Origin of the sequence: Isoptericola halotolerans (assembly GCF_013149785.1) — a bacterium.
In the GTDB taxonomy this organism is placed as follows: Bacteria; Actinomycetota; Actinomycetes; order Actinomycetales; family Cellulomonadaceae; genus Isoptericola; species Isoptericola halotolerans.
In genome coordinates this window covers 674,390-700,353 of the sequence record NZ_JABEZU010000001.1, presented here as the reverse complement: position 1 = coordinate 700,353, position 25,964 = coordinate 674,390, and the positions used below count along the sequence as shown (strand labels likewise).

Here is a 25,964-nt window from a genome sequence, read left to right as displayed (position 1 = left end):
CGCCTGGCGGATGAGACGACGGAGGAACCGGTCGGTGGCGACAAGGTGGCGGGATCGCGGTGCGACGCTGAGGGAGTGGGTGGACCGCACCGCTCGGGAGTACCCGGCACGCCTCGCGATGACCGTCTTCGGCGCCGTGATCGCCATCTTCACGCTCCTGCTCCTGCCGCCCTGGGCCACGGCTTCCGGCACCGGGGCACGGTTCGTGGACGCGCTGTTCACCGCGGTGTCCGCCGTGTGCGTCACCGGGCTCGTGGTGGTGGACACGGGCACCTACTGGTCCGAGTACGGGCGTGCCGTGATCCTGGCCGGCATCAAGATCGGCGGGCTGGGCGTGATGACGCTCGCCTCCCTGCTGGGCATGGCCGTCTCGCGGCGCATCGGCCTCACGCAGAAGCTGCTCACCGCCTCCGAGGCCAAGGTCCGCACCAGCAGCCTCGGCGAGGTCGGCTACCTCATCCGGCTCATCATCGTGGTGTCCGTGACCATCGAGGCGGCGGTCGCAGCGATCCTGCTGCCCCGCTTCCTCGCGCTGGGCGAGAGCTTCGGCTCCGCCCTGTGGCACGCCGTCTTCTACGGGATCTCGGCCTTCAACAACGCCGGCTTCGTCCCCACGGCCGAAGGGCTGATGCCCTACACGTCCGACTGGCTCGTGGTCGTCCCCATCGGCCTCGGCGTGTTCGTCGGCGCCCTGGGCTTCCCCGTGATGGCGAACCTCCTCCAGGCACGCCGGTTCGGCCGGCGCTGGTACCGCCACCTGTCGCTGCACACCAAGCTCACGGTGACCACCAGCGTCGCGCTGTTCGGGGCGGGGTTCCTGATCATCGGCGCGATGGAGTGGGCGAACCCCCGCACGTTCGGAGACCAGGACGTGGCGACCAAGCTGCTGTCGGCGTCGTTCGCCTCGATCATGCCGCGCTCGGGAGGCTTCAGCACCGTGGACACCGGTGCGATGAACCCGGAGTCCTGGCTCGTCATGGACGCCCTGATGTTCGTGGGCGGGGGCTCCGCCTCGACGGCGGGCGGCATCAAGGTCACCACGCTGGCGGTCATGCTGCTGGCGATCCTGGCCGAGGCCCGCGGCGACCGGGACATCGACGTCTTCGGCCGCCGCATCCCGCGGGACACGCTGCGACTGTCCATCGCGGTCGTGTTCATCGGCGCGACCATGGTGCTGGCCTCCTGCATCGCCCTGCTGAGCATCACCGAGTTCTCGCTCGCCGAGGTCCTGTTCGAGGTGATCTCGGCGTTCGCCACGGTGGGCCTGTCGACCGGGATCACCGCAGACCTGCCCGACGGCGGCAAGTACGTGCTGTGCGCCCTGATGTACCTGGGACGCGTGGGCACGATCTCCGTGCTCGGTGCCATCGCGCTGCGGGACCGGCGGCGCGTCGTACGCTTCCCCGAGGAGCGCCCCGTGATCGGGTGAGACGGAGGTGCAGCGAGGCAGACCGGAGGCTCACCCGACAGAACCCTGCGAGAGGACGACCCGCACGTGGCAGACAAGAAGGCTTCCGAGCGTGACGCCGGGGTGCTCGTCATCGGGCTGGGCCGGTTCGGATCGTCCATCGCGACGACGCTCGACCGGCTCGGCCAGGACGTGCTCGCCGTGGAGAACGACGACCGCCTCGTCGCCCAGTGGTCCGGCCGGCTGCCCGTGGTCGAGGCGGACGCGTCCAACCCCGAGGCCCTCGAGCAGCTCGGCGCACGGGACTTCGGCGTCGTGGTGGTCGGTGTGGGCACCGAGCTCGAGGCGTCGGTGCTCATCACGGGCAACCTCGTCGACCTGGGGACGCCGCAGATCTGGGCCAAGGCGATCTCGGCGGAGCACGGGCGCATCCTGACCCGCATCGGCGCGCACCACGTCGTCTTCCCGGAGTCCGACGCCGGGTCCCGCGTCGCGCACCTGGTCAGCGGCAAGATGCTCGACTACATCGAGGTCGAGGACGGGTTCACGATCGTCAAGATGCGGCCACCCCGTGAGATGCAGGGCTTCACGCTGGCGCAGTCGGACGTCCGCAAGAAGTACGGCGTCACGGTCATCGGGGTGAAGTCCCCCGGGATCGACTTCGCCTACGCGACGCCGGAGACGCGGGTCAGCGCGAACGACCTGCTGGTGTGCTCGGGCCACGCGGACCTGCTGGAGCGGTTCTCGGCCAGGCCGTGACCGCTCGGGCCGGGGTCACGCCGTCGGGCACCGAACCTCAGGGCGTCCGTCGCCGCAGGGTGACGACGCCGAGGGCGATCGCGGCCGCGATGAAGGCGACGGTCACGCCGATCGCACCCGCCACGTCGCTCCACCCGCCACCCGCGGCGAGCTGCTGCATGGCGTCCACGGCGTAGGTGAGCGGGAACGCGCGGGAGATCCACTCGAGCACCTGCGGCATCTGGTCGCGGGGCATGAGGAGCCCGCAGACGATGAGCTGCGGGAAGATCACGGCCGGCATCGTCTGCACGGCCTGGAACTCGGTGCGGGCGAGCGCCGAGGCGGCGAGACCGAGGCACGACCCCAGCACCGCGTTGAGCAGGGCGACGAGGATCACGAGCCAGAGCGGGCCGGCGACGTCCATGCCGATCAGGACCGCGAACCCGACCACCACGAACGCCTGCAGCAGCGCGAGCACGCCGAACGCGAGCGCGTAACCACCGACGAGGTCGCCCTTGCGGACCGGCGTGGTCATGAGTCGTTCGAGCGTTCCCGACTGGCGCTCGCGCAACGTCGCGACGCTGGTGACGAGGAACATGACGACGAGGGGGAAGATCCCGACCAGCAGGGGCCCGAACTGGTCGAGCACCGGCGTGCCCTCGAACATCCAGGCGATGAGGCCGAGCAGCAGGCAGGGCAGGGCGAGGATCAGGGCGACGGTGCGGTGGTCGCCACGCAGCTGGGCGAGGACCCGTCCCGTGGTGGTGAGCATCATCGGGACTCCTGGGTGGTGCGGTCGATGAGCGCGAGGAACGCGCGTTCGGCGTCCGGTGCCCCGGTGGTGACGAGCAGCTCGTCCGGGGTGGTGTCGGCGACGAGATCGCCGTCACGCAGGAGCAGCAGGCGGTCGCACTGCGTGGCCTCGTCCATCACGTGGCTGGACACGAGCAGGGTGCGTCCCTCGGCGGCGAGCGCACGGAAGGTGGTCCACAGGTCACGGCGGAGGACGGGGTCCAGGCCGACGGTCGGTTCGTCGAGCACGAGCAGCTCCGGGTCGCCGACGAGCGCCGCTGCGAGCGAGACGCGCGACCGCTCGCCGCCGGAGAGGGTCCCGACCGTCTGGTGCTCGTGGCCACCGAGATCGACGGTGGCGACGGCGCGGGCGACCCCGGCCCCGGTGGCCGACGGCGGCAGCCCGGCCAGACGGGCGAAGTAGCGCAGGTTCTGGGCCACGGTGAGGTCGGTGTAGACGGAGGCCGCCTGCGTGACGTAGCCGACCCGCCGTCGGAGGACGGTACTGCCGGCGGGCTCGCCCAGGACGGTCAGCTCACCGCTGACGTGGTCCTGGACGCCGACGACGGCCCGCAGGAGGGTCGTCTTGCCGGAGCCGGACGGCCCGAGCAGGCCGACGACCCGGCCGGCGGGCACGTCGACGTCGAGACCGTCGATCACCCGGTGGCCGCCCCGTTCGACACCCAGTCCCCGGGCGCGGACGGCGGGGCTCCTGTTTTTCTCCATGTGAGGAATTGTGCTCCTGCGGGAGCCGCCGTGCAAGAGGTCCTAGTCCAGGCCCTCGGTCAGGTAGCGCTGGACGTTCGGTCCCACGAGCCGGGCGACCTCCTCGACCGGCATCGACGCCAAGGGCTCGACCGGTACCAGGTACCGGGTCATGAGCAGCCCGGCGACCTGCGAGGCGACCAGGGAGGCCCGGCGGCGCGCGTCGGGCACACCCAGCCGCGCGACGACCGGGCCCAGGACCTCCGCGCCCAGGAAGCCCGGCAGCAGGCCGCGCAGGTCCGGGTCCGCCATCACCGCCGGCATGACGAGGCGCACCGTCGCTCCCGAGTCGTCGTCCCAGAGCCCGAGCACACCGCGCACGAGCCGCTCACCCATCCCCTCGACGGCACCAGGCAGCACTCCCTGCACCATCGCGGCGGGGTCGAGGGGCGCGATGCCCAGCATCGCCGTCAGCAGCTCGCGCTTGTCGGCGTACCAGTGCCGGACCGTCCCGGGGTCCACGCCCGCGCGGCGTGCGATCCCGCGCACCGACGCGGCGTCGTAGCCGCGCTCGAGGAACTCCGCCCGTGCTGCGTCCAGCACCACCGCGCGGGTGTCCTGCCCTGCGGGGCGCCGGCCGCGCCGGGCGGCACCGGTGTCCCCCACCGCGTCAGCCGAGCTCGGTCGCGAGCTCGCGCGAGCGGTCCCGTGCCGCCTCGAGCGCGGCGAGGAACGCTGCCCGCACGCCGCCGTCGTCCAGACGCTTGAGCGCCTGGATCGTGGTCCCGCCGGGCGAGGAGACCTTCTCGCGCAGGACCACCGGGTGCTCCCCGGTCTCCGCGAGGAGCGTTCCCGCACCCAGCACGGTCTGCACGGCGAGCCGCCGGGCGACGTCGCGCGTCAGGCCCAGGAGGACCCCCGCCTCGGCCATCGCGTCGACGACGTAGAAGACGTAGGCGGGGCCCGAGCCGGCGAGGGCCCCGAACGCGTCGATCTCCTTCTCGGTGATCCGGACGGTCTCGCCGGTCCCGGCGAGCAGCGCCTCGACGAGGGTGACGTGCTCCTCGCTCGCGGTCGGTCCGGCGACGACAGCCGTCACCCCGGCCCCCACCTGGGCGGGGGTGTTCGGCATGGTCCGCACCACCGCCTGCCCCTCGGGCAGGTGGCGGGCGTAGAGCGACAGCGGCAGCCCGACGGCCACGCTCACCACGAGGGCGTCCGGCTCCAGCGAGCCCGCCACGGAGTCGAGCATCGCACCGACGTCCTTCGGCTTGACGCCCACGACGACGACGCGCGCGCCGACGACGGCCTCCGCGTTGTCCACGGTCGTGGCGACGCCGTACCGCTCGGCCAGCTCGGCACCGCGCTCGGGCCGGCGCACCGTGGCCACGACGTCGGACGGCGCGACGCCGGACCGGAGCGCTCCGGCCAGGACGGCCTCGGCCATGTTCCCGGTCCCGAGGAAGGCCACCCGGGTGCCGGCGATCTGCGTGCTCATCGGTTCTCCTGTCACAGCGGGAAGGCCTGGTAGAAGTCCTGGACCAGCCGGTCGGGGCCACGCACCTCGAAGACAGCGGTGCCGTTGCGCCAGGTGACGACGGAGGTCCCCGCCGGGCTGCCCGTCGTCAGGGCGTAGGTGCCGACGACCTCGCCGTCGACCAGCACGTCGCCGTCGGCGGAGGTGTCGCCCGCTGCCGCGAGGAGCGCGGAGTGCACCTGCTCGGCGGCGTCCGCGTCCGCCCACTGCCCGGCGCGGAGCTCCACCTGCTCTCCACCGGTGGACCCGTCGCCGTAGGTGACCGCCCAGGCCTCGACGGCGTCGGCGTCCTCCACCAGCTCGGTGTCCTCGGCCGGCTCGAGACGGACGAGCTGCAGCACCGAGCCCGGCATGGCGGACAGGAACGCCGTCGCGTCGCCGGGCAGGTCCACGGGCTCCGCGGTCGGGGTGGGCGGCGCTGCCGTCACCGTGACGTCGGGCTGCGGGTCGGCGCCCTGGCGCGCGAAGCCCGGCCAGACGAAGGCTGTCACGACGGCCACGGCGGCGATCACGACCAGCGCCACGACGACCCCGATCTTGCGGCGGCGGACCGTGGCGGCCCGAGACTTCCTCTGGTGCACCTTGTCCCCCGGGGTCCGGAATCCCGGGGACATGTACCCGGGCCTCTGGTCGACCATCGACGTCCTCCTGCTCTCCCCCCGCGCGGCGCCGCCGACGAGGGTGTCGCGCAGCAGCCTACGGCCTCGCGCAGAGCGATGACCGGAACCGGGCCCAGAGCACGCCGGTCCGGTCGGGGGCCGAGGAGCGACGCCGACACCACGCCAGTCAGGAGGCAAGCCGGCCGATGGCCAGTCCGAGGAGCTCGGCGCCGGTCATTCCCCACTTCGTCGTGCCGAGCTGGCCGGCTTGCTCCAGGCCCGCGACCCCATGGGTGGTCGCCAGCAGGAGTGCGGCGACCCGGAGGGGATCGTCGGTCTGCGTCGAGTCGGAGACCAGGGCGAGGAACTCGTCCTGCGCCTCGTTCGCGGCGGCGATGAGCGCATCCGGGTTCGGGGACGGTGGGGCGAACATGAAGACGTACAGGTGCGGGCGGCTCCGGGCAAGCTGCAGCCAACCGGTCAGCGCCTGCTCCAAGCGCGCTCCGGGTGCGAGGCGCTCGTCGGCACGAAGCGCAGCGAGTCGCTCCGCGGTGAGTGCCCATTGTTCGGCCGCCACCGCGGTGAGCAGCTCGTCCTTGGTCGAGAAGTGGCCGTAGGGCGCTCCTCGGGAGACCCCGGCGGCCGCACCTACTGCTCGGAGCGTGACGGCGTCCGGCCCTCCCGAATCGAGCAGACTCCCCGCGGCGTCAAGCAGTGCGCGTCTGGTCGCGGCGGCTGTCTCAGCTCTGGTTGCCATGCGGACAGTCTATTTGACAGCGTCACATCAGTCGCCTAACCTGTTTGACATGACACTGTCACATGAAACATCAGGCACGGTCGTCGTGAGCGGCGCATCCACCGGTCTCGGTGCCGCGACCACGCGCACGCTCGCAGAGCGGGGGTTCCACGTGCTGGCCGGAGTCCGACGCGAGCAGGACGGCGAACGCCTCCGGCAGGCAGGAGCCGAGCCGGTGAACCTCGACGTCACGCACGCGGAAGACATCGCTCGGCTCGCTGCGCGGATCGACGCCTCCGGCAAGCCGCTGCGGGCCGTGGTCAACAACGCAGGGCTCGCTGCGAACGCGCCGGTGGAGACCTTGCCCCTGGAGGACTGGCGGGCGGTGTTCGACGTGAACGTGTTCGGCGCCGTCGCCCTGACGCAGGCCCTCCTCCCGGCGCTGCACCGCAGCAGCGGGCGGGTCGTGAACATCACCTCGATCGGCGGCAAGGTCGCGATGCCGGCCTTCGGCGCCTACTCCGGCAGCAAGTTCGCCCTCGAGGCGATCAGTGACTCCTTGCGGCAGGAGCTCGCACCCCACGGGGTGCAGGTCGTGATCGTGGAGCCCGGGGGCATGCGTACCGAGATGGGATCGCGGGGCACCTCGGCGGCCGAGGGACAGCTCGAGCGCATGACCCCGCGGCAGCGCGATCTCTACGGCGAGACGATGAGTGCGTTCCTCGGCTACGCCGCCGCCCTGGATCGCACGGGCATCACCGCCGATGAGGCCGCCCGCACCGTCATGACCGCGATCACCGCGGCGCGACCGCGGACCCGCTACACGATCGGCCGGGAGGCTGCGCTCCTGTCCCGGCTCATCCGGTTCGTCTCCGACCGCACGCTCGACCGCATGATCACCCGAACGCTGCGTAGCCAGACCATGGACACCGCGGCCGCCACAGCGTGATCCGCAGGACGCCAGGCAGGACGGCGACCGGTGTCGGTGCCGGGACATAGCGTGGCGACCGTGAGCACCACGACCTCCGCGCGCTCGCGCGCCAAGTCCTCCCGCCCGGCGTTCCGCTGCACCGAGTGCGGGTGGACCACCGCGAAGTGGGTCGGCCGGTGCGGGGAGTGCCAGGAGTGGGGCACCGTGGCGGAGGAGGGTCCGGCCTCGGCGGGACCACGCACGACGGCGGTGAACCCGGTGCGCTCGGCCGCCCGGCCCATCGCGGAGATCGACGTCGACGCGGCCCGGGCGACCCCGACGGGGGTGGAGGAGCTGGATCGGGTGCTCGGTGGCGGGCTGGTCCCCGGCGCCGTCGTGCTGCTCGCCGGGGAACCAGGCGTCGGCAAGTCGACGCTGCTGCTCTCGGTCGCCTCGAACGCGGCCCGCGGGGCGGACGGCGTGGCGCGTCCGGTGCTGTACGTGACGGGCGAGGAGTCCGCCGGACAGGTCCGGCTGCGGGCCGAGCGCATCGGGGCCCTCGCGGACACCCTGCTGCTCGCGGCGGAGACGGACCTCGCCACCGTGCTCGGGCACCTGGAGGCCGCCGACCCCGCGCTGCTGGTCGTGGACTCGGTGCAGACCATCGCCTCGGCGGAGGTCGACGGCGCTCCGGGCGGGGTCAGCCAGGTGCGCGAGGTGGCCGGTGCGCTCATCGCGGCCGCCAAGGCACGCCAGGTGCCGGTGCTCCTGGTCGGGCACGTCACCAAGGACGGCACGGTGGCGGGTCCACGGACCCTGGAGCACCTGGTGGACGTGGTGTGCCAGTTCGAGGGTGACCGTCACTCCCGGCTGCGCATGGTCCGCGCCGTCAAGAACCGGTTCGGTCCCACGGACGAGGTCGGCTGCTTCGACCTGTCGGAGTCCGGCATCGTCGGGCTCAGCGACCCGAGCGGGCTGTTCCTGTCCCACCTGGGTGCCGGCGTGCCGGGGACCTGCGTCACCGTGACCCTGGAAGGTCGCCGCCCGCTCGCCCTGGAGATCCAGTCGCTGGTGGCGCCGTCACCGCTGGCGAATCCTCGCCGGGCGACCAGCGGCGTCGAGTCCCAGCGGCTCGCGATGATCCTCGCGGTGCTGCACCGGCACGCGGGCCTGCGGCTGGCCGACTCCGACGTCTACGCCTCGACGATCGGCGGGGCCCGGGTCACCGAGCCCGCCGCGGACCTCGCCACCGCGCTGGCGATCGTCTCGGCCCGCACGGGGGACGCCTTGCCTTCCGGCACCGTCGCGGTCGGCGAGGTCGGTCTCGCCGGCGACATCCGCCCGGTGACCGGCCTCGAGCGACGGCTCACCGAGGCTGCTCGGCTGGGGTTCAGCCGGGCCGTCGTCCCCGCCGGAACCTCGGTCAAGGCTCCCGCCGGTCTCAGGCTGGCCGAGGCCCGGCACATCGCCGAGGCCGTGGAGCTCGCAGCACAGGACGACACCAGTCGGACAACCCGTGGCCGACAGGGCAGTCCGTCGTAGAATACGCAGGTGGCTCCCTCCAACGCGCACCCCGACGCCCTGCTGCGAGAGACCCTTGCCGCGGTAGCGCCGGGGACCGAGCTGCGCGACGGCCTCGAACGCATCCTGCGCGGCCGCACCGGGGCGCTGATCGTGCTGGGGCTGGACAAGACGGTCGAGGAGATCTGTTCCGGCGGGTTCGTGCTCGACGTCGAGTTCTCCGCCACCCGGCTGCGCGAGCTGTCCAAGATGGACGGCGCCGTCGTGCTCGACCGGGACTACACCCGCATCCGGCGTGCGGCCGTCCAGCTCCTGCCGGACCCCACGATCGAGACGAGCGAGTCCGGCACCCGCCACCGCACCGCCGAGCGGGTCGCGAAGCAGACCGGCCTGCCGATCGTCTCGGTGAGCCAGTCCATGCGGATCGTGGCCATCTACATCGGCGGCATGCGCCACGTCCTGGAGGACTCGGACACCATCCTCGGCCGCGCCAACCAGGCTCTCGCCACCCTCGAGCGGTACCGCTCGCGCCTGGACGAGGTCTCCGGCACGCTGTCGGCGCTCGAGATCGAGGACCTGGTGACCATCCGGGACGTCTGCGCGGTGGTCCAGCGCCTCGAGATGGTCCGCCGGATCTCCGACGAGATCGACGGCTACGTGGTCGAGCTCGGCACCGACGGCCGGCTCCTCGCCCTGCAGCTCGACGAGCTGATCGGCGGCATCGGCGCCGACCGCGACTTCGTCGTGCGTGACTACGTGGACGTGGACCGGTCGGGCCGCAGCATCAAGGAGGTCCACGCCGACCTCGCCGCACTGGACTCGGCCCAGCTCCTGGACCTGTCCCAGATCGGACGTGTCCTCGACCTGCCCGGTGGCGGCGTCGCCCTCGACGCCGCGGTCGCCCCGCACGGGTACCGGCTGCTGTCCAAGGTGCCGCGCCTGCCCACCTCGATCATCGACCGCCTGGTCGCCCACTTCGGCGGGCTGCAGAAGCTCCTCGCCGCCAGCGCCGAGGACCTCATGGGTGTCGACGGCGTCGGGGACCAGCGCGCCCGTGCGGTGCGCGAGGGGCTGTCCCGGCTCGCGGAGTCCAGCATCCTCGAGCGCTACGTGTAGCTCGGCCGTACGGCGAGGAGGCGGACTCAGTCCGACGACTCGCCGGCCGGCTCCTCGTCATCGCCCGACTTCTCGTCGGCAGGCTTCTCGTCATCCTCGGCGGACTCCTTCGCCGGAGGCTCCACCACGGTCACCGTCACCGGGTCACCGACGGCGTCGGGGACGTCCGCCAGGGTCATCGTGGCCGTGTACTCCCCCGCGGGGACGCGCGCTCGCTCGCCCTCGCACCCGGGCTTCGAGGACGCCCCGCTCCAGCGGACCGTGGTGTCCCAGGTGTCCAGGGTGTTCCGGGCGCCCAGCAGCAGGTCGCTCCCGCCCCCGGCACCGCAGTCGGCGGAGGACCACACCCGCTCCCCCTCGTCGTCGGTCACCACGACCTGCATGCTGGTGCCTCGACCGTCCAGCAGGCACGGCACGCGCCCCTCGTTGGTGACGCGCAGGGTGAAGGGCAGCACCTCGCCCTTGACCAGGGTGGTCGCGCCGGCGGTCAGGTCCAGCGCGACGGCGCCGGCCGTGCACGCCTCGGCGGGGCCGGTCAGGTCGATCGGCTCCGGGGGGAGCGCCTTGTCGGAGGTCAGGTCCGGACCTGCCTCGGGCCACACGTCGCGGACGACGTCGACGGCTCGGCCGATGCCGTAGCCCGCAGCCGTTCCCAGGCCGACCAGCAGCCCGACGCTGAGCAGCACGACGAGCATGCCGTTGCGGACGGCTCGACGACGGCGCAGCTGCTGTGCCGTGGGCCTCTTCGGTCGGCGCTGGGGTGTGCTGCGGGACGACGGCTTGGGTCGCGGACGTGGCGTCGCGCCGGGGGCGACCAGGCCGTTGGTCGTCACCGCGCGCGCTCGCGACCCGCCGCCCTGGCGGCCGGTCGACGACGGGGCACGCCCGGACCGCGGGGCCGAGGCACGCTTCGTGGAACCGGACCTGCCGGAAGCGCCCGTCTTCGCGGCAGGCCGCGTGGCCGCCGCCCGCTGGCCGCCACTCCTCGCAGCAGGCTTCTTCGGTGCGGCGCCGGGCTTCTTCGGAGCGGGCTTCTTCGCGGCAGGCTTCCTCGCCGTCGAGCCCTTCGCCGCCGGCTTCCTCGTGCTCGAACCCTTCGCCGCACCGCTGCTCTTCGCCGTCGGAGCACGGGGTGCCGACTTCTTGCCGGCAGCACCGCTGGCGCCGCGCGCCGCCGTCGTCCGCGACGACGAGGACCGGGAGGACGTGCGCGGACCGCCCGACGACGCCCGCGCGGACCGCGTCGCCCGCCGTCCGCCCGAGGAGTCGCCTCGACCCCGGTCCTTCGCTGTCGCCACTGCGCCCCCGCCTCCTGACACTTCGTCCTGCGGCAGACGCTACGTCGTCACGAGCGCTCGACCACGAAGCCGCGCCGCTGCACCGCCGGGATCACCCGGGGCTCGGACCAGGCACAATGGCGCTCGTGCAAGAACTGGTCGAGCGGGTGACCGCATGGTTCGGCGACGCCGCCCGGGACCTGCCCTGGCGTGCCGCGGACAGGACGCCCTGGGGTGTGCTGGTGAGCGAGGTGATGCTCCAGCAGACCCCCGTGGTGCGGGTCGAGCCGGTGTGGCGGGAGTGGATGCGGCGCTGGCCCACGCCCGCCGACCTGGCGGCAGCACCCACCGCCGACGTCCTGCGCGCCTGGGGGCGCCTCGGCTACCCCCGCCGCGCGCTGCGGCTTGCCGACTGCGCCCGGGCCGTCGTCGAGCGGCACGACGGCGAGGTGCCCCGGGACGAGGACGCGCTGCGGGCGCTGCCCGGCGTCGGGGAGTACACGGCCGCCGCGGTGCGGGCGTTCGCGTTCGGGCGCCGCGCCGTCGTCGTCGACACGAACGTCCGCCGCGTGCAGGCCCGCGCCGTGACCGGCGTCGCGCTGCCCGCACCGTCGTACACGGCGGCCGAGCGCCGCCTCGCGGCGTCCCTCGTGCCCGACGACGACGCCACGGCCGCCCGGTGGGCGGCCGCCTCGATGGAGCTCGGGGCCCTGGTCTGCACCGCGCGGGTGCCGCACTGCGACGACTGTCCGCTGCGGACGACCTGCGCGTGGCGGCTCGCGGGGTTCCCGGCGGACGAGCACGCCGCCCGACGGCGGACCCAGGCCTGGGAGGGCACGGACCGGCAGGTGCGGGGTCGCGTCATGGCGGCGCTGCGGGGAGCCGAGTCCCCCGTGCACCGGGCGCTGCTCGCCGACGCCGGTCCGCCGGACCAGCTCGACCGGTGCCTCGCCGGGCTGGTCGAGGACGGCCTGGCGGAGACCGACGACGCGGGGCGCTACCTGCTGCCGGCGTGAGCCTCACAGCTCGAGCAGCATCCGGGTGTTGCCGAGGGTGTTGGGCTTGACGCGGGCGAGGTCGAGGAACTCCGCGACGCCGTCGTCGTGGGAGCGCAGCAGCTCGGCGTAGACCTCGTGCGTGACCGGGGTGCCGTCGATCTCCTCGAAGCCGTGCGCCGCGAAGAAGTCGACCTCGAACGTCAGGCAGAACAGGCGGCGCAGGCCCATGCCGCGCGCCCGGCCGATGAGCTCGGTGACCAGGGCGTGACCGACGCCGTGGCCCGTCCAGGAGCGATCGACGGCGAGCGTGCGGATCTCGGCGACGTCCTCCCACATCACGTGCAGCGCACCGCAGCCGATGACACCGTGGTCGGGTCCGGCGTCGGCGACCGCGAACTCCTGGACGGCCTCGTAGTAGCCGACCATCTCCTTGGCGAGCAGGATCCGTTCGGCGGCGTACGGCTCGACCAGGTCCCGCACGACACGGATGTCGGCGGGGAGGGCCTGACGGACGACGAAGCTCGCGGGGCGCACCCCGCCACTGTAGGACCGCGACGTCGGGCCGGGCAGGAACCCCGCCGCGCGCACGAACGTTCAGTCTCCCGCCGCGTCGGCGAGGCCCGCGGCCGTGGCCTCGTCGACCACGAGGTCCGTGACCACCCCGGCGGCGAGCGCCGCGCGCAGCGGGACGATCTTGTTGTCGCCGGCGACGGCGCACAGCCGTCGCGGGATGCGCCGGAGCTGGTCGGGCGTCGGCCCCGTCGCACGGGCGTTGATGTCGATGTCCCGGTAGGAGCCGTCGGGTCGCAGGAACACCGTGCAGACGTCACCGGCCACGCCGGCGCGGTCCAGCGTGGCGACGTCCTCGGGGTCGAGGTACCCGGCCGAGTACACGTGCGAGGGCACCCCGGTGAGCGCCCCGACCGAGAAGACCGCGAGGTCGGTGCGCGCCTGGACGTCCAGCACCCGGCGCACCGACCGCTCGCGCCACATCGCGGCGCGGGTCTCGGCGTAGTCGAAGAAGGCCGGGACGGGGAAATGGTGCACGTTCGCCTCGAAAGCGGCTCCGATCTGGTCGATCAGTCCGCCCGCGTAGCTCACCCCGGACGTCCGGGTGTTGGCCGCCCCGTTGAGCTGGACCACCACCGAACCGCGGGTCGCCTTGTGGGTCAGGTGCTCGGCCACCGCCGCCAGGGTGGTCCCCCAGGCGACGCCGAGCACCATGTCCGAGTCGAACCAGCGCGAGACGAGTCGCGCGGCGGTGCGGGCGACCTGGCCGAGCCGTTCGGTGTCGTCGGCGGAGTCTGCCACCGGGACGACGTACACCTCGATGCCGTACCGCGAGGCGAGCTCCCGGCCGAGCCCCGGCGCACGGGAGTGCGCCGGGCGCAGGGTGATCTCCACGACGCCGGTGTCCCGCGCGCGCTTGAGCAGCCGCGAGACCGTGGAGCGCGAGGTGCGCAGGTGGCGCGCGATCGACTCCATCTTCATGTCCTGCAGGTAGTACATGGTCGCGGCCATCACGACGTCGCGTTCCCGGGAGGTTGTCACCGCCCCAGGATGCCCCGCGAAGCCGCGGATTGCACGTTCGTGCACCTGGCTTGCGAGAACGTTCCCGAGGTGTTGCCCTGGTGGGGAACCGACCGAGAGGAGCACGACCGATGGCCTCCCGACTCACGGCAGAGTCACGCTCCAGGGCACTGGCAGCCCTGGAGAGCTCGCAGGAACCCGCCACCGAGCTCGACGTGCTGGTCGTCGGCGGTGGTGTCACCGGCGCCGGCATCGCCCTCGACGCGGTCACCCGCGGCCTGTCCACCGCGATCGTCGAGGCCCAGGACTGGTCCGCCGGCACGTCCAGCTGGTCCAGCAAGCTCGTCCACGGCGGGCTGCGCTACCTGCAGATGCTCGACTTCTCCCTCGTGCACGAGGCCCTGACCGAGCGTGACCTGCTGCTCAAGGAGCTCGCCCCGCACCTGGTCAAGCCCGTGCCGTTCCTGTACCCGCTCGAGCACCGCGTCTGGGAGCGGGCGTACGTCGGCGCCGGCATCGCGCTGTACGACACCCTGGCCGCCGTCGCGCCGGGCCGCCGTGCCATGCCCATCCACCGCCACCTCAGCCGGCGGCAGATCGCGCGCAAGTTCCCCGACCTGGCCCACGAGGCCGCCATCGGCGCCGTCCAGTACTGGGACGCCTCGGTGGACGACTCCCGGCTGGTCAGCACCCTCGTGCGCACCGCCGTCGACTACGGCGCCCACGCCGCGTCCCGCACCCAGGTGGTCGCCCTGACCAAGAGCGCGACGGGCGCCGTCAACGGCGCCGTCGTGGTCGACCTGGAGACCGGACGCGAGATCAGCGTCCGCGCCCGGCACGTCATCAACGCGACCGGCGTGTGGACCGAGGACACCGAGGCGCTCGCCGGCGACGAGGGCGGGCTGCGGGTGCTGGCGTCGAAGGGGATCCACATCGTCGTCCCCCGGGAGCGCATCAAGGGCACCGTCGGACTGATCCTGCAGACCGAGAAGTCGGTGCTGTTCATCATCCCCTGGTCGCGCTACTGGATCATCGGCACCACGGACACCCCGTGGGAGCAGGAGCCCGTCCACCCCGTGGCCACCGCCACCGACATCGACTACGTCCTCGACCACGCCAACGCCGTCCTGGCGCACCCCCTGACCCGCGACGACATCATCGGCACCTACGCCGGCCTGCGTCCGCTGCTGCAGCCCGGGACGAAGGAGGGCACCGGCTCGGCCAAGGTGTCCCGCGAGCACACCGTCGCCTCCCCCGCCCCCGGTCTCACCGTCATCGCCGGCGGCAAGCTCACGACCTATCGCGTGATGGCCAAGGACGCCGTGGACTTCGCGATCGGACAGCGCGCGCAAGCCCTGCCGTCTGTGACGCACCAGATCCCGCTGATCGGCGCCGTCGGCCTGGCCGCCGTCCGCCGTCAGGCCCGCGCCTGGTCGCAGCGCTACCGGTGGAGCCCGGCGATGCTCGACCACCTGCTGCACCGCTACGGCTCCGCGCTGCGCGAGCTCGTCACCCTCTGCGAGGAGGACCCCTCGCTCGCCCGACCGCTCGAGCACGCCCCGGCGTACCTGCGCGCGGAGATCCACTACGCCGTCAGCCACGAGGGCGCGCTGCACCTGGAGGACCTGCTCCTGCGACGCACCCGGCTGGTCTACGAGGTGCCCGACAAGGGCCGCGCCGCGCTGGAGGAGATCGCCGAGATCGCCGCGCCGCTGCTCGGCTGGGACGAGGACACGAAGCGCTCCGAGATCGACGCCTACCGGTCCCGCGCCGACGCCGAGGATGCCGCGGCGCGGCAGACCGACGACGCGTCCGCCGAGCGGGCGCGGGCAGAGGCGCCCGACGTCGCCCCGATGCAACCGCTGCGCAGCTCCTGACCGGTTCTGCGGGCCCTCACGACTGGTTCGTCCCTGCACGACCCCGGCACCCGCCGGGGATCCGACAACGAAGTCCGACAGAAGGTGAGTACGACAATGTCGTCAGGTGAGCTCTTCATCACCGAGTTCCTGGGCACGATGATCCTGCTGCTGGGTGGTGCCGGCGTCGTCGCCAACGTCATCCTGCCGAAGTCGAAAGGGTTCAACGGTGGCTGGCTGCTGATCAACTTCGGCTGGGGCCTCGCCGTCTTCGCCGGTGTGTTCGTGGCGTTCAAGTCCGGGGCACACATCAACCCGGCCGTCACGTTCGGGATCTGGGCGAGCGGCGCCTCCGAGTTCGGTCCCGGCATCCCGGTCACCGCCCTGAACGGGTTCATCTACGTCTCGGCACAGATCGCGGGAGCCGCCATCGGCGCGACGCTCGCGTTCCTGGCGTACAAGAAGCACTTCGACGAGGAGGCGCCCCCCGCCACCAAGCTCGCCGTGTTCTCGACCGGTCCGGAGATCCGCTCCTACGGATGGAACTTCGTCACCGAGGTCATCGGCACCTTCGTCCTGGTGTTCGTGGTGCTGAACTTCGGCAACTGGCCCGGCGACATCGGACCGCTGGCCGTCGCCCTGCTCGTGGTCGGCATCGGTGCCAGCCTCGGTGGCCCCACCGGCTACGCCATCAACCCGGCCCGTGACCTCGGACCGCGCATCGCGCACGCCCTGCTGCCCATCAAGGGCAAGGGATCCAGCGACTGGGCGTACTCCTGGGTGCCCGTCGCGGGCCCCGTCACCGGTGGGATCCTCGCCGGTCTGCTCGCCCCCGCGGTCGCCTTCGGCTGACCCGCGCCCTTCCATCGCATCGAAACACCCTCAAGCAAAGGAGCACAGCATGGCCGACTACGTCCTCGCCATCGACCAGGGCACCACGAGCTCGCGTGCCATCGTCTTCGACCACTCGGGTCGCAGCGTCGCGACGGGCCAGCTCGAGCACGACCAGATCTTCCCCAAGGCCGGCTGGGTCGAGCACAACGCCGAGCAGATCTGGAACAACGTCCGTGAGGTCGTCGGCCTGGCGCTGACCCGCGGCAACATCTCGCACGAGGATCTCGCCGCCGTCGGCATCACCAACCAGCGCGAGACCGCCGTCGTCTGGGACAAGAACACCGGCAAGCCCGTCTACAACGCCATCGTGTGGCAGGACACCCGCACACAGGCGATCGTCGACGAGCTCGGGGGCGACGAGGGGGCCGACAAGTACAAGTCGGTCGTCGGTCTGCCGCTGGCCACCTACTTCTCGGGGCCGAAGATCAAGTGGATCCTCGACAACGTCGACGGCGCCCGCGAGGCCGCCGAGCGCGGCGACCTCCTGTTCGGCAACACCGACACGTGGGTGCTGTGGAACATGACCGGCGGGACCGAGGGGGGCGTGCACGTCACGGACGTCACCAACGCCTCGCGCACCATGCTCATGGACCTCGACACCCTGAGCTGGCGCGAGGACATCGCCGCCGACATGGGGATCCCGCTGTCGATGCTGCCCGAGATCCGTTCCTCGTCCGAGGTGTACGGCCGGGGCCGTCCGCGCGGCATGGTGCCGGGCGTGCCGATCGCCGGGATCCTCGGTGACCAGCAGGCCGCGACCTTCGGGCAGGCCTGCTTCGAGGTCGGCACGGCGAAGAACACCTACGGCACGGGCAACTTCATGCTGCTCAACACCGGCACGGAGAAGGTCCCGTCCGAGAACGGCCTGCTCACGACGGTCTGCTACAAGATCGGCGACGCCGACGCCGTCTACGCCCTGGAAGGCTCGATCGCCGTCACCGGGTCGCTGGTGCAATGGTTGCGGGACAACCTCGGGCTGTTCGCCGACGCACCGGACATCGAGTACATGGCGCGCAAGGTCGACGACAACGGCGGGGCCTACTTCGTCCCGGCGTTCTCCGGCCTGTTCGCCCCGTACTGGCGTCCGGACGCCCGCGGGGCGCTCGTCGGTCTCACGCGGTACGTGGACCGCAACCACATCGCCCGTGCCGCGCTGGAGGCCACCGCCTTCCAGACCCGCGAGGTCGTGGACGCCATGCGGGCGGACTCCGGGGTGGAGCTCACCGAGCTGAAGGTCGACGGCGGCATGGTCGCCAACGAGCTGCTCATGCAGTTCCAGGCCGACCAGCTCGGGGTCGACGTCGTCCGCCCGGAGGTCGCCGAGACGACGGCGCTGGGCGCCGCCTACGCCGCGGGCATCGCCGTGGGGTTCTGGCAGGGCGAGCAGGACGTCACCGACAACTGGGCCGAGGGCAAGCGCTGGACGCCGTCGGTCGCGGAGGAGGAGCGCGAGCGCCTCTACCGGCAGTGGAAGAAGGCCGTGACCAAGACCTTCGACTGGGTGGACGACGACGCCGAGGCCCGCTGACCCCCGGTGCCGCGTCGGAGGCCGCTGTCCCTCAGGGGCGGCGGCCTCCGACGTCCTCCGGCACGCGACGTCACCCCGCCGGGCTCAAGCACCACCGCGCCGTCGCCCCGCTCACGAGGAGCACCACCACGGCGACGGCGGGGAGCAGCCAGTTCGAGGGCGCGTCCAACCACACCAGCAGGACGCCGGTGACCAGCGCGGCAGCGAGCGTCGGCGTCGCGACGGCCGCGGCGACCGCCCGTCGGCGCCGCGGGTGCACCGACGCGAGCAGGTTCCAGACGATCACGCCGGTGACGGCCTGGACGGGGACCGCGACGGCAGCCCCCAGCAGCCCGCCGAGCAGCAGGCCGGGCTGGACGTAGTCAGGGGTGTCGAAGAGCAGCACCAGTCCCACCGCCGCGCCCACGCCCAGGCCGGCACAGGCACCCACCCACAGCAGCCGACCGACGACACGGACGAGCTCGTCACGGCTGGCGCGTCGGTGCGGGGACGCCGCCTCTGACTGGCTCACGGTCTGATGGTCGCACGCGAGGGCACCCGTCGAGAGCCGGGCGCCCCACCTCACCCACCGCGCAGGAGGTTCCGCGCCGTGGCGACGAGGAGCCCGTTCTCCACCGTCGGGTCGAAGCGTTCGTCGACGGCGACCCTCTCGAGGAAGCCCCCGGTGAGGAGCAGCAGCCACGACACGATCCGTTCCGCCGGCACGTCCGTGCGGACCTCACCGGCCGACTGGCCGCGCTCCACCCACTGCCGCAGGACGTCGCGCTGCGCAGCGTCGTCGACGGCGAGCGCCTCGGCGATCCGCGGTTCGTCCATCACCCCGGCCACCGCCCGGACGAAGCCGGGGATCCTCGGGTCGGCGGCATCTTCCGCCGTCGACCCCACCAGCTCGAGCAGGACACCCACCGGGTCCGTGCGGTCCGCGAGCCCGGCCGCCCGTTCGCGGACCTCGTCCGTGCCCAGCTCCAGGATCGCCACCAGCAGGTCGGCCTTCGTCGCGAAGTAGTGGAAGAACGTGCCCGACCCGATCCCGGCCTGCTGACAGATCCGGGCCGTCGTGGCGCCGTCGTACCCTCGCTCGGAGAAGACGGTCAGCCCCGCGTCGATGATCTGCAGACGCCGGGCCGCGTGGCGCTCAAGGTCGACGGGCCGTGCCACGGCCTTCCCCATCTCCACCGCAGCGCCGGACCTGGAGCCGTCCGTCGCGCTCGCGGACGGCCAGCCCGCAGGCGGCGAGCTCGTCGTCCAGCCGGACGACGGCGGCGGCGTCCTTGCGCTGGTCGAGCCGGTCCCGCAGCAGGTTCTGCTCGACGTCGCTGAACCCGGGCCGGCCGTGGATCCACGGCTCGAAGTCGGCGTCGTACGGGTCCTCGTCGAGCCAGGGCCACCCGTGCGCCCGCAGCGTGCTCGCGATCGCCGAGCCGTTCAGGTCGTCCGCCGCCATCCGGGCGCGGGGTCGCCCGCCGTCACCGAGGAGGACGAGGTCCTTGCCGTCACGGTGCACGGCCGCGACGTCGCTGCGTTCGATCCAGCCCTCGCGGTCGTCGGTGCGGTGCTCGAGGTGGTCGTCGGCCACGGTGAGGCGCAGCATCTCGGACTCGGCGACGAGCGCGAGCAGGACTCCCCCGACGAGGCCCGCGCCGGACAGGATCGGCAGCGACCAGGTCAGAGGCAGGTCGGCGACGACCCCGACGGCACCGTGCACGGGCAGCGGGGTGCCCTCGAGCACGTCCTGCAACCAGCGGGCGACGGGCGACAGGACGAGGCCGAGCACCACGCCCAGCACGAGCGTGCCGACGCCGAGGGCCACCGCGGCGGCGTGGGAGGGGCGCAGTTCCGTCGGGGTCACCGGACCATTATCCGAGCAACCGCTCCAAGAACTCAAGCCGGGCTTAGGCTGCTTCCGTGACCATCACCTCGACCGCCGGGTACACGATCCCCGGCGCCCACGTCACCGACCGCACCCTCACGGTCCCCCTCGACTGGGCGACGCCCGGCGACGACCGTACGCTCTCGCTGTTCGTCCGCGAGGTCGTCGCCCCGCAGCGCCGTCACGACGACCTACCCCTGCTGGTCTTCCTCCAGGGCGGCCCCGGCGGGAAGGGGCCGCGCCCCACCGGACCCGAGGGTTGGCTCGGCAAGGCGCTCGAACGGTTCCGCGTGGTGCTTCTCGACCAGCGCGGCACGGGGCGGTCGACAGCGGTCCGGGCAGGCACGCTCGCCGCGCTCGGCACCGCCGAGGCCCAGGCCGAGCACCTGTCGCACTTCCGCGCCGACTCGATCGTGCTCGACGCCGAGCACGTGCGCAGGACCCTGTACGACGACCGGCGCTGGTCCACGCTCGGCCAGTCGTACGGCGGGTTCCTCACGCTCACCTACCTGTCGCTCGCCCCCGAGGGCGTGGCGGCGTCGTACGTCACCGGCGGGCTGGCCGGCCTGACCGCGAGCGCCGACGACGTCTACGGGCGCACGCAGCCGCGCGTCGTCGCGAAGAACGCGCTGTACCGGGCGCGGTACCCGCAGGACGCCGACCGCATCGCCCGGATCGCCGACCGGATCGCCGTCGGCGACGTGCACCTGCCCGGTGGCGACCTGCTCACCGTCGAGCGCTTCCAGAGCCTCGGCATGGCGTTCGGCATGGGGCCTGGGTTCGAACGGGTGCACTGGATCATCGACGAGGCGTTCGACGACCTGCCTGGAGCAGGCGCCGCCGACACCCTCACCGACACCTTCCTCGCCGAGGTCGAGGCCGCCACCGGCTTCGCCACCAACCCGCTGTACGCCGTGCTGCACGAGTCCATCTACGCCCAGTCCAGCACCGGGCCGACGGCGTGGGCGGCGCAGCGGGTGCGCGACGCCGACCCCTCCTTCGCCACCGGCGCCCGGCCGCTGCTCCTCACCGGCGAGATGATCTACCCCTGGATGTTCGAGCAGGTCGCCGCCCTGCGGCCGTTCCGCGCGGCCGCGGAGGCGCTGGCCGCCCGCGACGGCTGGCGCGACCTGTACGACCTCGACGTGCTCGCCGCGAACGAGGTGCCGCTCGAGGCGGCGGTCTACCACGACGACATGTTCGTCGACGCCGGCCTCTCCCTGGACACCACGGCCCGGGTGGGCAACGCCCGCGCCTGGGTGACCAACGAGTTCGAGCACGACGGCCTGCGCGCCGGCGACGTCTTCGCCCGCCTGCTGGAGCGGCTCGACGCGCGCGGCGGGCCGCTCGCCGAGCCAGGTGCCGGAAGCGCGTCCTTCGGGTGGTTCGCCTACGCACCGCAGTCGGGCGAGGTGTTCGCCCCCGACGGCGTGGGGTCCGCCGACGAGTCGTCCGCGGACAGCGCGGACCCCGTCGGCGACAGCCCGGGCGTCGGCACCGACCTCTCTGCCGAGAGCCCCGCGGAGCCTCCGTCGCCGCACGCGGCGTACGAGGTCCGACTGATGAACGACTACTCCGCCGAGTGGCCGCTGTGGTCGAGCCTCCCGGCGCGCATCGAGGACGGCATCGACGACACGCTGCGCTCCCGGCTCCGCGCCTGGGCGGAGACGTTCCAGGAGCACTTCGGCCCGTTCGACGGCTGGGACGACGCCGCCGTGGCAGGCGAGCACCGGGCCGAGGGCGAGCGGCTGCGCGACGCGCTCCAGGCGGCCCTGCCCTGGCCCTGGACGGTGCGCCTCGACGCGTGGGAGCACCGCACGGACGACTGAGCACGCGCCGCACGAGGGCCGAGGCTCGACGCACGGCGCCCGCGGACACGACGAGCGGTGCGCGACGCCGGAACATACGATCCGGGTGAAGGCGCACCCGTTCGGCCACCTCGAGAGGACCCGTGTGTCCCCGACCTCGTCCCTGCTCGCGAGCGACCGCACACCCTCCGTCCGTACCCTCGTCGACGTCCTGGCGAGCACCGCCGCCACCTACCCGGACGCCCCGGCCATCGAGGACGACGCCAGGACCTGGAGCTACACCGACCTCCACGCGGAGGTGCGGTCGCGGGCGACGGCGCTGGCCCGTCACGGCGTCCGGCGCGGAGATCGCGTCGGCGTGCGTGCCACGTCCGGCCGTGCGGACCTCTACCTGTCGATCCTCGCGGTCCTGCACGCCGGTGCCGCCTACGTGCCCGTCGACCGCGACGACCCGGCCGAACGAGCCGAGCTCGTCTTCGGCGAGGCCGGGGTCGTCGCCGTGGTGGGCGACGACGGCGAGGTCGTCCCCGGGCCGGGCCATGCCCTCCCGGACGGCGCTGCCGCCGTCGTCGACCCCGACGACCTCGCGAGCACCGACGCCCCTGCACCGCCCCGACCCGAGGACGACGCCTGGATCATCTTCACCTCCGGGTCGACCGGCGTCCCGAAGGGCGTGGCCGTCACCCACCGCAGCGCGGCCGCCTTCGTCGACGCCGAGGCCCGCCTCTTCCTGCAGCAGGCACCGCTGGGCCCGGGCGACCGCGTGCTGGCGGGCCTGTCCGTGGCGTTCGACGCGAGCTGCGAGGAGATGTGGCTGGCATGGCGCCACGGCGCCTGCCTCGTCCCGGCCGACCGCGCGCTGGTGCGCACCGGGCTCGACCTGGGTCCGTGGGTCGCCGACCGGGGCATCACCGTGATCTCGACCGTCCCCACGCTCGCCGGGCTGCTGCCCGCCTCCGACCTGGAACGGGTCCGGCTGCTCATCTTCGGCGGCGAGGCCGTGCCGCCCGAGCTGGCGGCACGGCTCGTCGGGCCGGACCGCGAGGTGTGGAACACCTACGGCCCCACCGAGGCGACCGTCGTGGCCTGCGCGGCGCCGCTCGACGGGACGGGCGAGATCCGGATCGGCCTCCCGCTCGAGGGCTGGGACCTCGTCGTGGTGGACGACGCCGGGGAGCCCGTCCCCGCGGGCGCGACCGGTGAGCTCGTGATCGGCGGCGTCGGGCTCGGCCGCTACCTCGACCCCGTCAAGGACGCCGAGAAGTACGCCCCGCTGCCCTCGCTCGGCTGGGAGCGCGCGTACCGGTCGGGCGACCTGGTGGTCAACGACCCGGCCGGGCTGCTGTTCGTGGGACGCGCCGACGACCAGGTCAAGGTCGGCGGCCGGCGCATCGAGCTGGGAGAGATCGACGCCGCCCTGCTCGCCGACCCGCAGGTCTCGGCCGCGGCCGCCGCCGTCCGCCGGTCCGGTGCCGGCAACCAGGTGATCGTGGGCTACGTCGTGCCGACCGACCCGGCCACCTTCGACGCCCACGCCCTGACCGCCCACCTGCGCGACGTGCTCCCCGCGGCGCTCGTTCCGCTGCTCGGCGTCGTCGACGAGATCCCGACCCGCACCAGCGGCAAGGTCGACCGCGACGCACTGCCCTGGCCGCTCGTCGAACCAGGCGGGGGAACGCCACCCGACAGCGGCTCCGACCTCGGCGGGCCGACCGCCGTCTGGCTCGCCGATCGCTGGTCGGCGGTGCTCGGCGTCGCTCCCGCGAACCCCGACGACGACTTCTTCGACCTCGGTGGTGGAAGCCTCACGGCCGCCCAGGTCGTCTCGTCCGTCCGCGAGCGCTACCCCGCCGCCACGGTCGCCGACCTCTACGCCCACCCCACCGTCGCCGAGCTCGCCGAGCATCTCGAGGCGACGTACGGGCTCGCCGACCTCGAACCGGCCGCGGACCCCACCGCGCCGGTCCCCTTGACGGCGCCCGGCACGCACCTTTTCCAGCAGGTGATGCTCGTGGCGCTCCGAGTGGTCTCGGGCCTGCGCTGGGCCACCTGGACCGCGCTGGCCGTGGTCGCCACCCGGGGCGCCGTCGACGTCGGGGTCCTCGATCCCGGGTCCGGTACCGCGCGGATGGTGGACGGTGTCCCGGCTGTGCCCGCGGCCGGCGTGATCCTCGCCTGGTTGCTGCTCGTGACGCCGCTGGGCCGGTTGGCCCTCGCCGCCCTCGGGGCCCGGGTCCTGCTGCGTGGCGTGCGTGCCGGGGACCACCCCCGAGGGGGCTCGGTGCACCGACGACTCTGGCTGGCCGAACGGCTCGTCGACGCCCTCGGCGGCATCACGGTCTCGGCCGCCCCGCTCGTGGGTCTCTACGCCCGGGCCCTGGGCGCGCGCATCGGCCGCGGTGTCGACCTGCACACCCTGCCGCCGGTCACCGGCATGCTGCGGATCGGTGACGGCGCCGCCGTCGAGCCGGAGGTCGACCTCTCCGGGCACTGGATCGAGGGCGACGTGCTCCACCTCGGCCCGATCACCATCGGCCGCGGCGCCACCATCGGCGCGCGCAGCGTCCTGCTGCCGGGGGCACGTGTCCGCCGTGGCACCGACGTGGCGGCCGGGTCCGCCGTCGTCGGCTCCACGGGCCGCAACGAGTACTGGGAGGGATCGCCCGCGACCCGCCGCCGCAGCCAGGTCAAGCACCCGTGGCCGGACGGGCGCCCGGACCGGGGCCCGGCCTGGGTGGTCCTCTACGGCGTGGGCGGTGTCCTGCTGTCCCTGCTGCCCGTGGCCGCCGTCACCGTCGGGGCGCTCGTGCTGCTCGCGGGCCCCCCGCCGGCCGGTACGCCCACGCCGGCGGACGTGATGGTGGCCGCCGCCGCCCGGCTCCCGGCCGCAGCTCTCGCGGCGTTCGCGACCTACGCGCTGCTCACGCTCGCGCTCGTCCGCGTCCTCAGCCTGGGCATGACCGCGGGATACCATCCCGTGCGCAGCCGCGTCGGCTGGCAGGCGTGGTCCACCGAGCGCGTCATGGACTCGGCCCGCACCGCGCTCTTCCCGCTCTACTCGAGCGTGTTCACACCGGGGTGGTTGCGCCTGCTCGGCGCCCGGATGGGCAAGCACGTCGAGGCGTCGACCGTCGTGGGGATCCCGTCGATGATGGAGGCCTCCGACGGCGCCTTCCTCGCCGACGACACCATGGTGGCGCCCTACGAGCTGGGTGGCGGATGGATGCGCGTGGCCCGTGCCAAGGTCGGGCGCAGAGCGTTCCTCGGCAACTCCGGCATCACCGCGCCCGGCCGCAGCGTGCCCAAGAACGGGCTCGTCGCCGTCCTGTCCGCTGCACCGCACAAGGCGCGCAAGGGCTCTTCCTGGATCGGCAGCCCCCCGGTCCTGCTGCGCCGCGCGACGGCCGACGAGTCCGACGAAGGGCTGACCTTCAACCCGAACCGACGGCTGCTGTGGGCTCGCGGTGCCGTCGAGGTGCTCCGGCTGTCGGCCGTGGTCGTCTCGGCCGGGCTCGCCGCCGCGGTCGTGACCGTCGTGCTCGAGGCGGCCCGCGCCGCGGGCTGGGGGGCGGCGGGCCTTCTGGCCGGGCCGGCGCTGCTCGCCGGGGGCCTCCTCGCCGCCCTCCTGACGTCGGCCGCCAAGTGGCTGCTGGTCGGCCGGTTCCGGGCCGGCGACCATCCGCTGTGGAGCAGCTTCGTGTGGCGCAACGAGCTCGCCGACACCTTCACCGAGGTGGTGGCCGCCCCGTGGTTCGCGAACCACGTCACGGGTACCTCGCTGCTCACCGGCTGGCTGCGCACCATGGGCGTGCAGGTGGGCCGCGGCGTGTGGTGCGAGACGTACTGGCTGCCCGAGGGCGACCTGGTACGCCTCGGCGACGGCTCCGTCGTCGGCCGCGGCACCGTGCTGCAGACCCACCTGTTCCACGACCGGGTGATGAGCCTGGACACGGTCGAGCTCCTGCCCGGCGCGACCGTCGGGCCGCACTCGGTGGTGCTGCCCGCCACCCGCCTGGGACGCACGGCCGTGGCGGGCCCCGCATCCCTGGTGATGCGGGGCGAGGTGCTTCCCGCGGGCTCGCGCTGGCACGGCAACCCGGTCTCGCCGTGGCCGGCGACCCAGGACGGATAGGCTCACCGA

General features: G+C 73.2%; 23 protein-coding genes. 11 read left to right on the top strand and 12 right to left on the bottom strand.

Annotated features, from left to right (window positions below; genetic code table 11):
- Positions 1–10: 10 nt before the first annotated feature.
- Both HDG69_RS03330 and HDG69_RS03325 read left to right on the top strand, forming a co-directional pair.
- Positions 11–1,429 (top strand): TrkH family potassium uptake protein, encoded by a 1,419-nt coding sequence (locus HDG69_RS03330; protein WP_171782341.1) that lies wholly within the window; start codon positions 11–13, stop codon positions 1,427–1,429.
- 66 nt (positions 1,430–1,495) lie between these two features.
- Entirely contained in the window at positions 1,496–2,167 is a 672-nt protein-coding gene (locus HDG69_RS03325) for an NAD-binding protein (protein WP_171782340.1), read from the top strand.
- Between the two features lie 37 nt (positions 2,168–2,204).
- Here HDG69_RS03325 and HDG69_RS03320 read toward each other — a convergent pair whose 3' ends face one another.
- From HDG69_RS03320 to HDG69_RS03295, 6 genes are all read right to left on the bottom strand, one after another.
- Positions 2,205–2,921, bottom strand: coding sequence for an ABC transporter permease (locus HDG69_RS03320; RefSeq protein ID WP_171782339.1), 717 nt, complete (start codon positions 2,919–2,921; stop codon positions 2,205–2,207).
- Positions 2,918–3,664 carry an ABC transporter ATP-binding protein gene (locus HDG69_RS03315; protein WP_171782338.1) on the bottom strand — a complete coding sequence of 249 codons (747 nt, stop codon included), beginning with the start codon at positions 3,662–3,664 and terminating at the stop codon, positions 2,918–2,920. The genes HDG69_RS03320 and HDG69_RS03315 overlap by 4 nt, the downstream gene beginning before the upstream one ends.
- A 42-nt stretch (positions 3,665–3,706) precedes the next feature.
- Positions 3,707–4,309: a TetR/AcrR family transcriptional regulator gene (locus HDG69_RS03310; protein ID WP_171782337.1), complete on the bottom strand. Its 603-nt coding sequence runs from the start codon at positions 4,307–4,309 to the stop codon at positions 3,707–3,709.
- A gap of 4 nt (positions 4,310–4,313) precedes the next feature.
- Entirely contained in the window at positions 4,314–5,141 is an 828-nt protein-coding gene (gene proC / locus HDG69_RS03305; protein WP_171782336.1) for a pyrroline-5-carboxylate reductase, read from the bottom strand.
- An 11-nt stretch (positions 5,142–5,152) separates the two neighbouring features.
- Positions 5,153–5,818 carry a hypothetical protein gene (locus HDG69_RS03300; RefSeq protein WP_171782335.1) on the bottom strand — a complete coding sequence of 222 codons (666 nt, stop codon included), beginning with the start codon at positions 5,816–5,818 and terminating at the stop codon, positions 5,153–5,155.
- A gap of 148 nt (positions 5,819–5,966) precedes the next feature.
- Positions 5,967–6,536 (bottom strand): TetR/AcrR family transcriptional regulator, encoded by a 570-nt coding sequence (locus HDG69_RS03295; RefSeq protein ID WP_171782334.1) that lies wholly within the window; start codon positions 6,534–6,536, stop codon positions 5,967–5,969.
- A gap of 85 nt (positions 6,537–6,621) precedes the next feature.
- Here HDG69_RS03295 and HDG69_RS03290 point away from each other — a divergent pair, with 85 nt between their 5' ends.
- From HDG69_RS03290 to disA, 3 genes are read left to right on the top strand one after another with little or no spacing between them, the layout of a single operon-like run.
- Complete coding sequence (locus HDG69_RS03290; RefSeq protein WP_343036228.1) at positions 6,622–7,464, top strand: SDR family oxidoreductase; 843 nt, start codon at positions 6,622–6,624, stop codon at positions 7,462–7,464.
- 60 nt (positions 7,465–7,524) lie between these two features.
- Positions 7,525–8,967 (top strand): DNA repair protein RadA, encoded by a 1,443-nt coding sequence (radA, locus tag HDG69_RS03285; RefSeq protein WP_171782332.1) that lies wholly within the window; start codon positions 7,525–7,527, stop codon positions 8,965–8,967.
- Positions 8,968–8,976: 9 nt separating this feature from the next.
- The gene (gene disA / locus HDG69_RS03280; RefSeq protein WP_171782331.1) at positions 8,977–10,062 is read left to right on the top strand and encodes a DNA integrity scanning diadenylate cyclase DisA; all 1,086 of its coding nucleotides are present in this window, start codon (positions 8,977–8,979) and stop codon (positions 10,060–10,062) included.
- Positions 10,063–10,088: 26 nt separating this feature from the next.
- Here the strand turns inward: disA and HDG69_RS03275 are convergent, their stop codons facing one another.
- Complete coding sequence (locus HDG69_RS03275; RefSeq protein ID WP_171782330.1) at positions 10,089–10,895, bottom strand: hypothetical protein; 807 nt, start codon at positions 10,893–10,895, stop codon at positions 10,089–10,091.
- A gap of 581 nt (positions 10,896–11,476) precedes the next feature.
- On the opposite strand from HDG69_RS03275, the gene HDG69_RS03270 reads away from it, so the two are divergent.
- Positions 11,477–12,355, top strand: coding sequence for an HhH-GPD family protein (locus HDG69_RS03270; protein ID WP_171782329.1), 879 nt, complete (start codon positions 11,477–11,479; stop codon positions 12,353–12,355).
- A gap of 3 nt (positions 12,356–12,358) precedes the next feature.
- On the opposite strand, the gene HDG69_RS03265 is transcribed toward HDG69_RS03270, so the two are convergent.
- Together HDG69_RS03265 and HDG69_RS03260 are read right to left on the bottom strand one after the other, a co-directional pair.
- Positions 12,359–12,871: an amino-acid N-acetyltransferase gene (locus HDG69_RS03265; RefSeq protein WP_171782328.1), complete on the bottom strand. Its 513-nt coding sequence runs from the start codon at positions 12,869–12,871 to the stop codon at positions 12,359–12,361.
- A gap of 60 nt (positions 12,872–12,931) precedes the next feature.
- Positions 12,932–13,888: a sugar-binding domain-containing protein gene (locus HDG69_RS03260; RefSeq protein ID WP_171782327.1), complete on the bottom strand. Its 957-nt coding sequence runs from the start codon at positions 13,886–13,888 to the stop codon at positions 12,932–12,934.
- A 110-nt stretch (positions 13,889–13,998) separates the two neighbouring features.
- Here HDG69_RS03260 and HDG69_RS03255 point away from each other — a divergent pair, with 110 nt between their 5' ends.
- From HDG69_RS03255 to glpK, 3 genes are all read left to right on the top strand, one after another.
- Positions 13,999–15,744 carry a glycerol-3-phosphate dehydrogenase/oxidase gene (locus HDG69_RS03255; RefSeq protein ID WP_171782326.1) on the top strand — a complete coding sequence of 582 codons (1,746 nt, stop codon included), beginning with the start codon at positions 13,999–14,001 and terminating at the stop codon, positions 15,742–15,744.
- Between the two features lie 96 nt (positions 15,745–15,840).
- The gene (locus tag HDG69_RS03250) at positions 15,841–16,575 is read left to right on the top strand and encodes an MIP/aquaporin family protein (protein ID WP_171782325.1); all 735 of its coding nucleotides are present in this window, start codon (positions 15,841–15,843) and stop codon (positions 16,573–16,575) included.
- 49 nt (positions 16,576–16,624) lie between these two features.
- The gene (gene glpK, locus HDG69_RS03245; protein WP_171782324.1) at positions 16,625–18,145 is read left to right on the top strand and encodes a glycerol kinase GlpK; all 1,521 of its coding nucleotides are present in this window, start codon (positions 16,625–16,627) and stop codon (positions 18,143–18,145) included.
- Positions 18,146–18,215: 70 nt separating this feature from the next.
- Here the strand turns inward: glpK and HDG69_RS03240 are convergent, their stop codons facing one another.
- Genes HDG69_RS03240 through HDG69_RS03230 form a run of 3 tightly spaced genes read right to left on the bottom strand, consistent with a single transcriptional unit; the run spans position 18,216 to position 19,994 of the window.
- Positions 18,216–18,656, bottom strand: coding sequence for a hypothetical protein (locus HDG69_RS03240; protein ID WP_171782323.1), 441 nt, complete (start codon positions 18,654–18,656; stop codon positions 18,216–18,218).
- A 50-nt stretch (positions 18,657–18,706) separates the two neighbouring features.
- Positions 18,707–19,303, bottom strand: a complete 597-nt coding sequence (locus HDG69_RS03235) for a TetR/AcrR family transcriptional regulator (protein ID WP_343036227.1) — start codon at positions 19,301–19,303, stop codon at positions 18,707–18,709.
- Positions 19,281–19,994 carry a YqeB family protein gene (locus tag HDG69_RS03230; protein ID WP_171782322.1) on the bottom strand — a complete coding sequence of 238 codons (714 nt, stop codon included), beginning with the start codon at positions 19,992–19,994 and terminating at the stop codon, positions 19,281–19,283. The genes HDG69_RS03235 and HDG69_RS03230 overlap by 23 nt, the downstream gene beginning before the upstream one ends.
- A 56-nt stretch (positions 19,995–20,050) precedes the next feature.
- Between HDG69_RS03230 and HDG69_RS03225 the strand changes: the two genes are divergently transcribed.
- Both HDG69_RS03225 and HDG69_RS03220 read left to right on the top strand, forming a co-directional pair.
- A complete protein-coding gene (locus HDG69_RS03225) occupies positions 20,051–21,844 on the top strand; it encodes an alpha/beta fold hydrolase (protein WP_343036226.1) in 1,794 nt (597 codons plus the stop codon).
- A gap of 124 nt (positions 21,845–21,968) precedes the next feature.
- The gene (locus HDG69_RS03220) at positions 21,969–25,955 is read left to right on the top strand and encodes a Pls/PosA family non-ribosomal peptide synthetase (protein WP_171782321.1); all 3,987 of its coding nucleotides are present in this window, start codon (positions 21,969–21,971) and stop codon (positions 25,953–25,955) included.
- Positions 25,956–25,964 lie beyond the last annotated feature (9 nt).

Excerpts from the sequence above, each read along its gene's own strand:
- HDG69_RS03330 (WP_171782341.1), top strand. The coding sequence starts at position 11 with ATGAGACGACGGAGGAACCGGTCGGTGGCGACAAGGTGGCGGGATCGC.
- HDG69_RS03315 (WP_171782338.1), bottom strand. The coding sequence starts at position 3,664 with ATGGAGAAAAACAGGAGCCCCGCCGTCCGCGCCCGGGGACTGGGTGTC.
- HDG69_RS03270 (WP_171782329.1), top strand. The coding sequence starts at position 11,477 with ATGGCGCTCGTGCAAGAACTGGTCGAGCGGGTGACCGCATGGTTCGGC.
- HDG69_RS03255 (WP_171782326.1), top strand. The coding sequence starts at position 13,999 with ATGGCCTCCCGACTCACGGCAGAGTCACGCTCCAGGGCACTGGCAGCC.
- HDG69_RS03295 (WP_171782334.1), bottom strand. The coding sequence starts at position 6,536 with ATGGCAACCAGAGCTGAGACAGCCGCCGCGACCAGACGCGCACTGCTT.
- HDG69_RS03250 (WP_171782325.1), top strand. The coding sequence starts at position 15,841 with ATGTCGTCAGGTGAGCTCTTCATCACCGAGTTCCTGGGCACGATGATC.
- proC (WP_171782336.1), bottom strand. The coding sequence starts at position 5,141 with ATGAGCACGCAGATCGCCGGCACCCGGGTGGCCTTCCTCGGGACCGGG.
- HDG69_RS03300 (WP_171782335.1), bottom strand. The coding sequence starts at position 5,818 with ATGGTCGACCAGAGGCCCGGGTACATGTCCCCGGGATTCCGGACCCCG.
- HDG69_RS03320 (WP_171782339.1), bottom strand. The coding sequence starts at position 2,921 with ATGATGCTCACCACCACGGGACGGGTCCTCGCCCAGCTGCGTGGCGAC.
- glpK (WP_171782324.1), top strand. The coding sequence starts at position 16,625 with ATGGCCGACTACGTCCTCGCCATCGACCAGGGCACCACGAGCTCGCGT.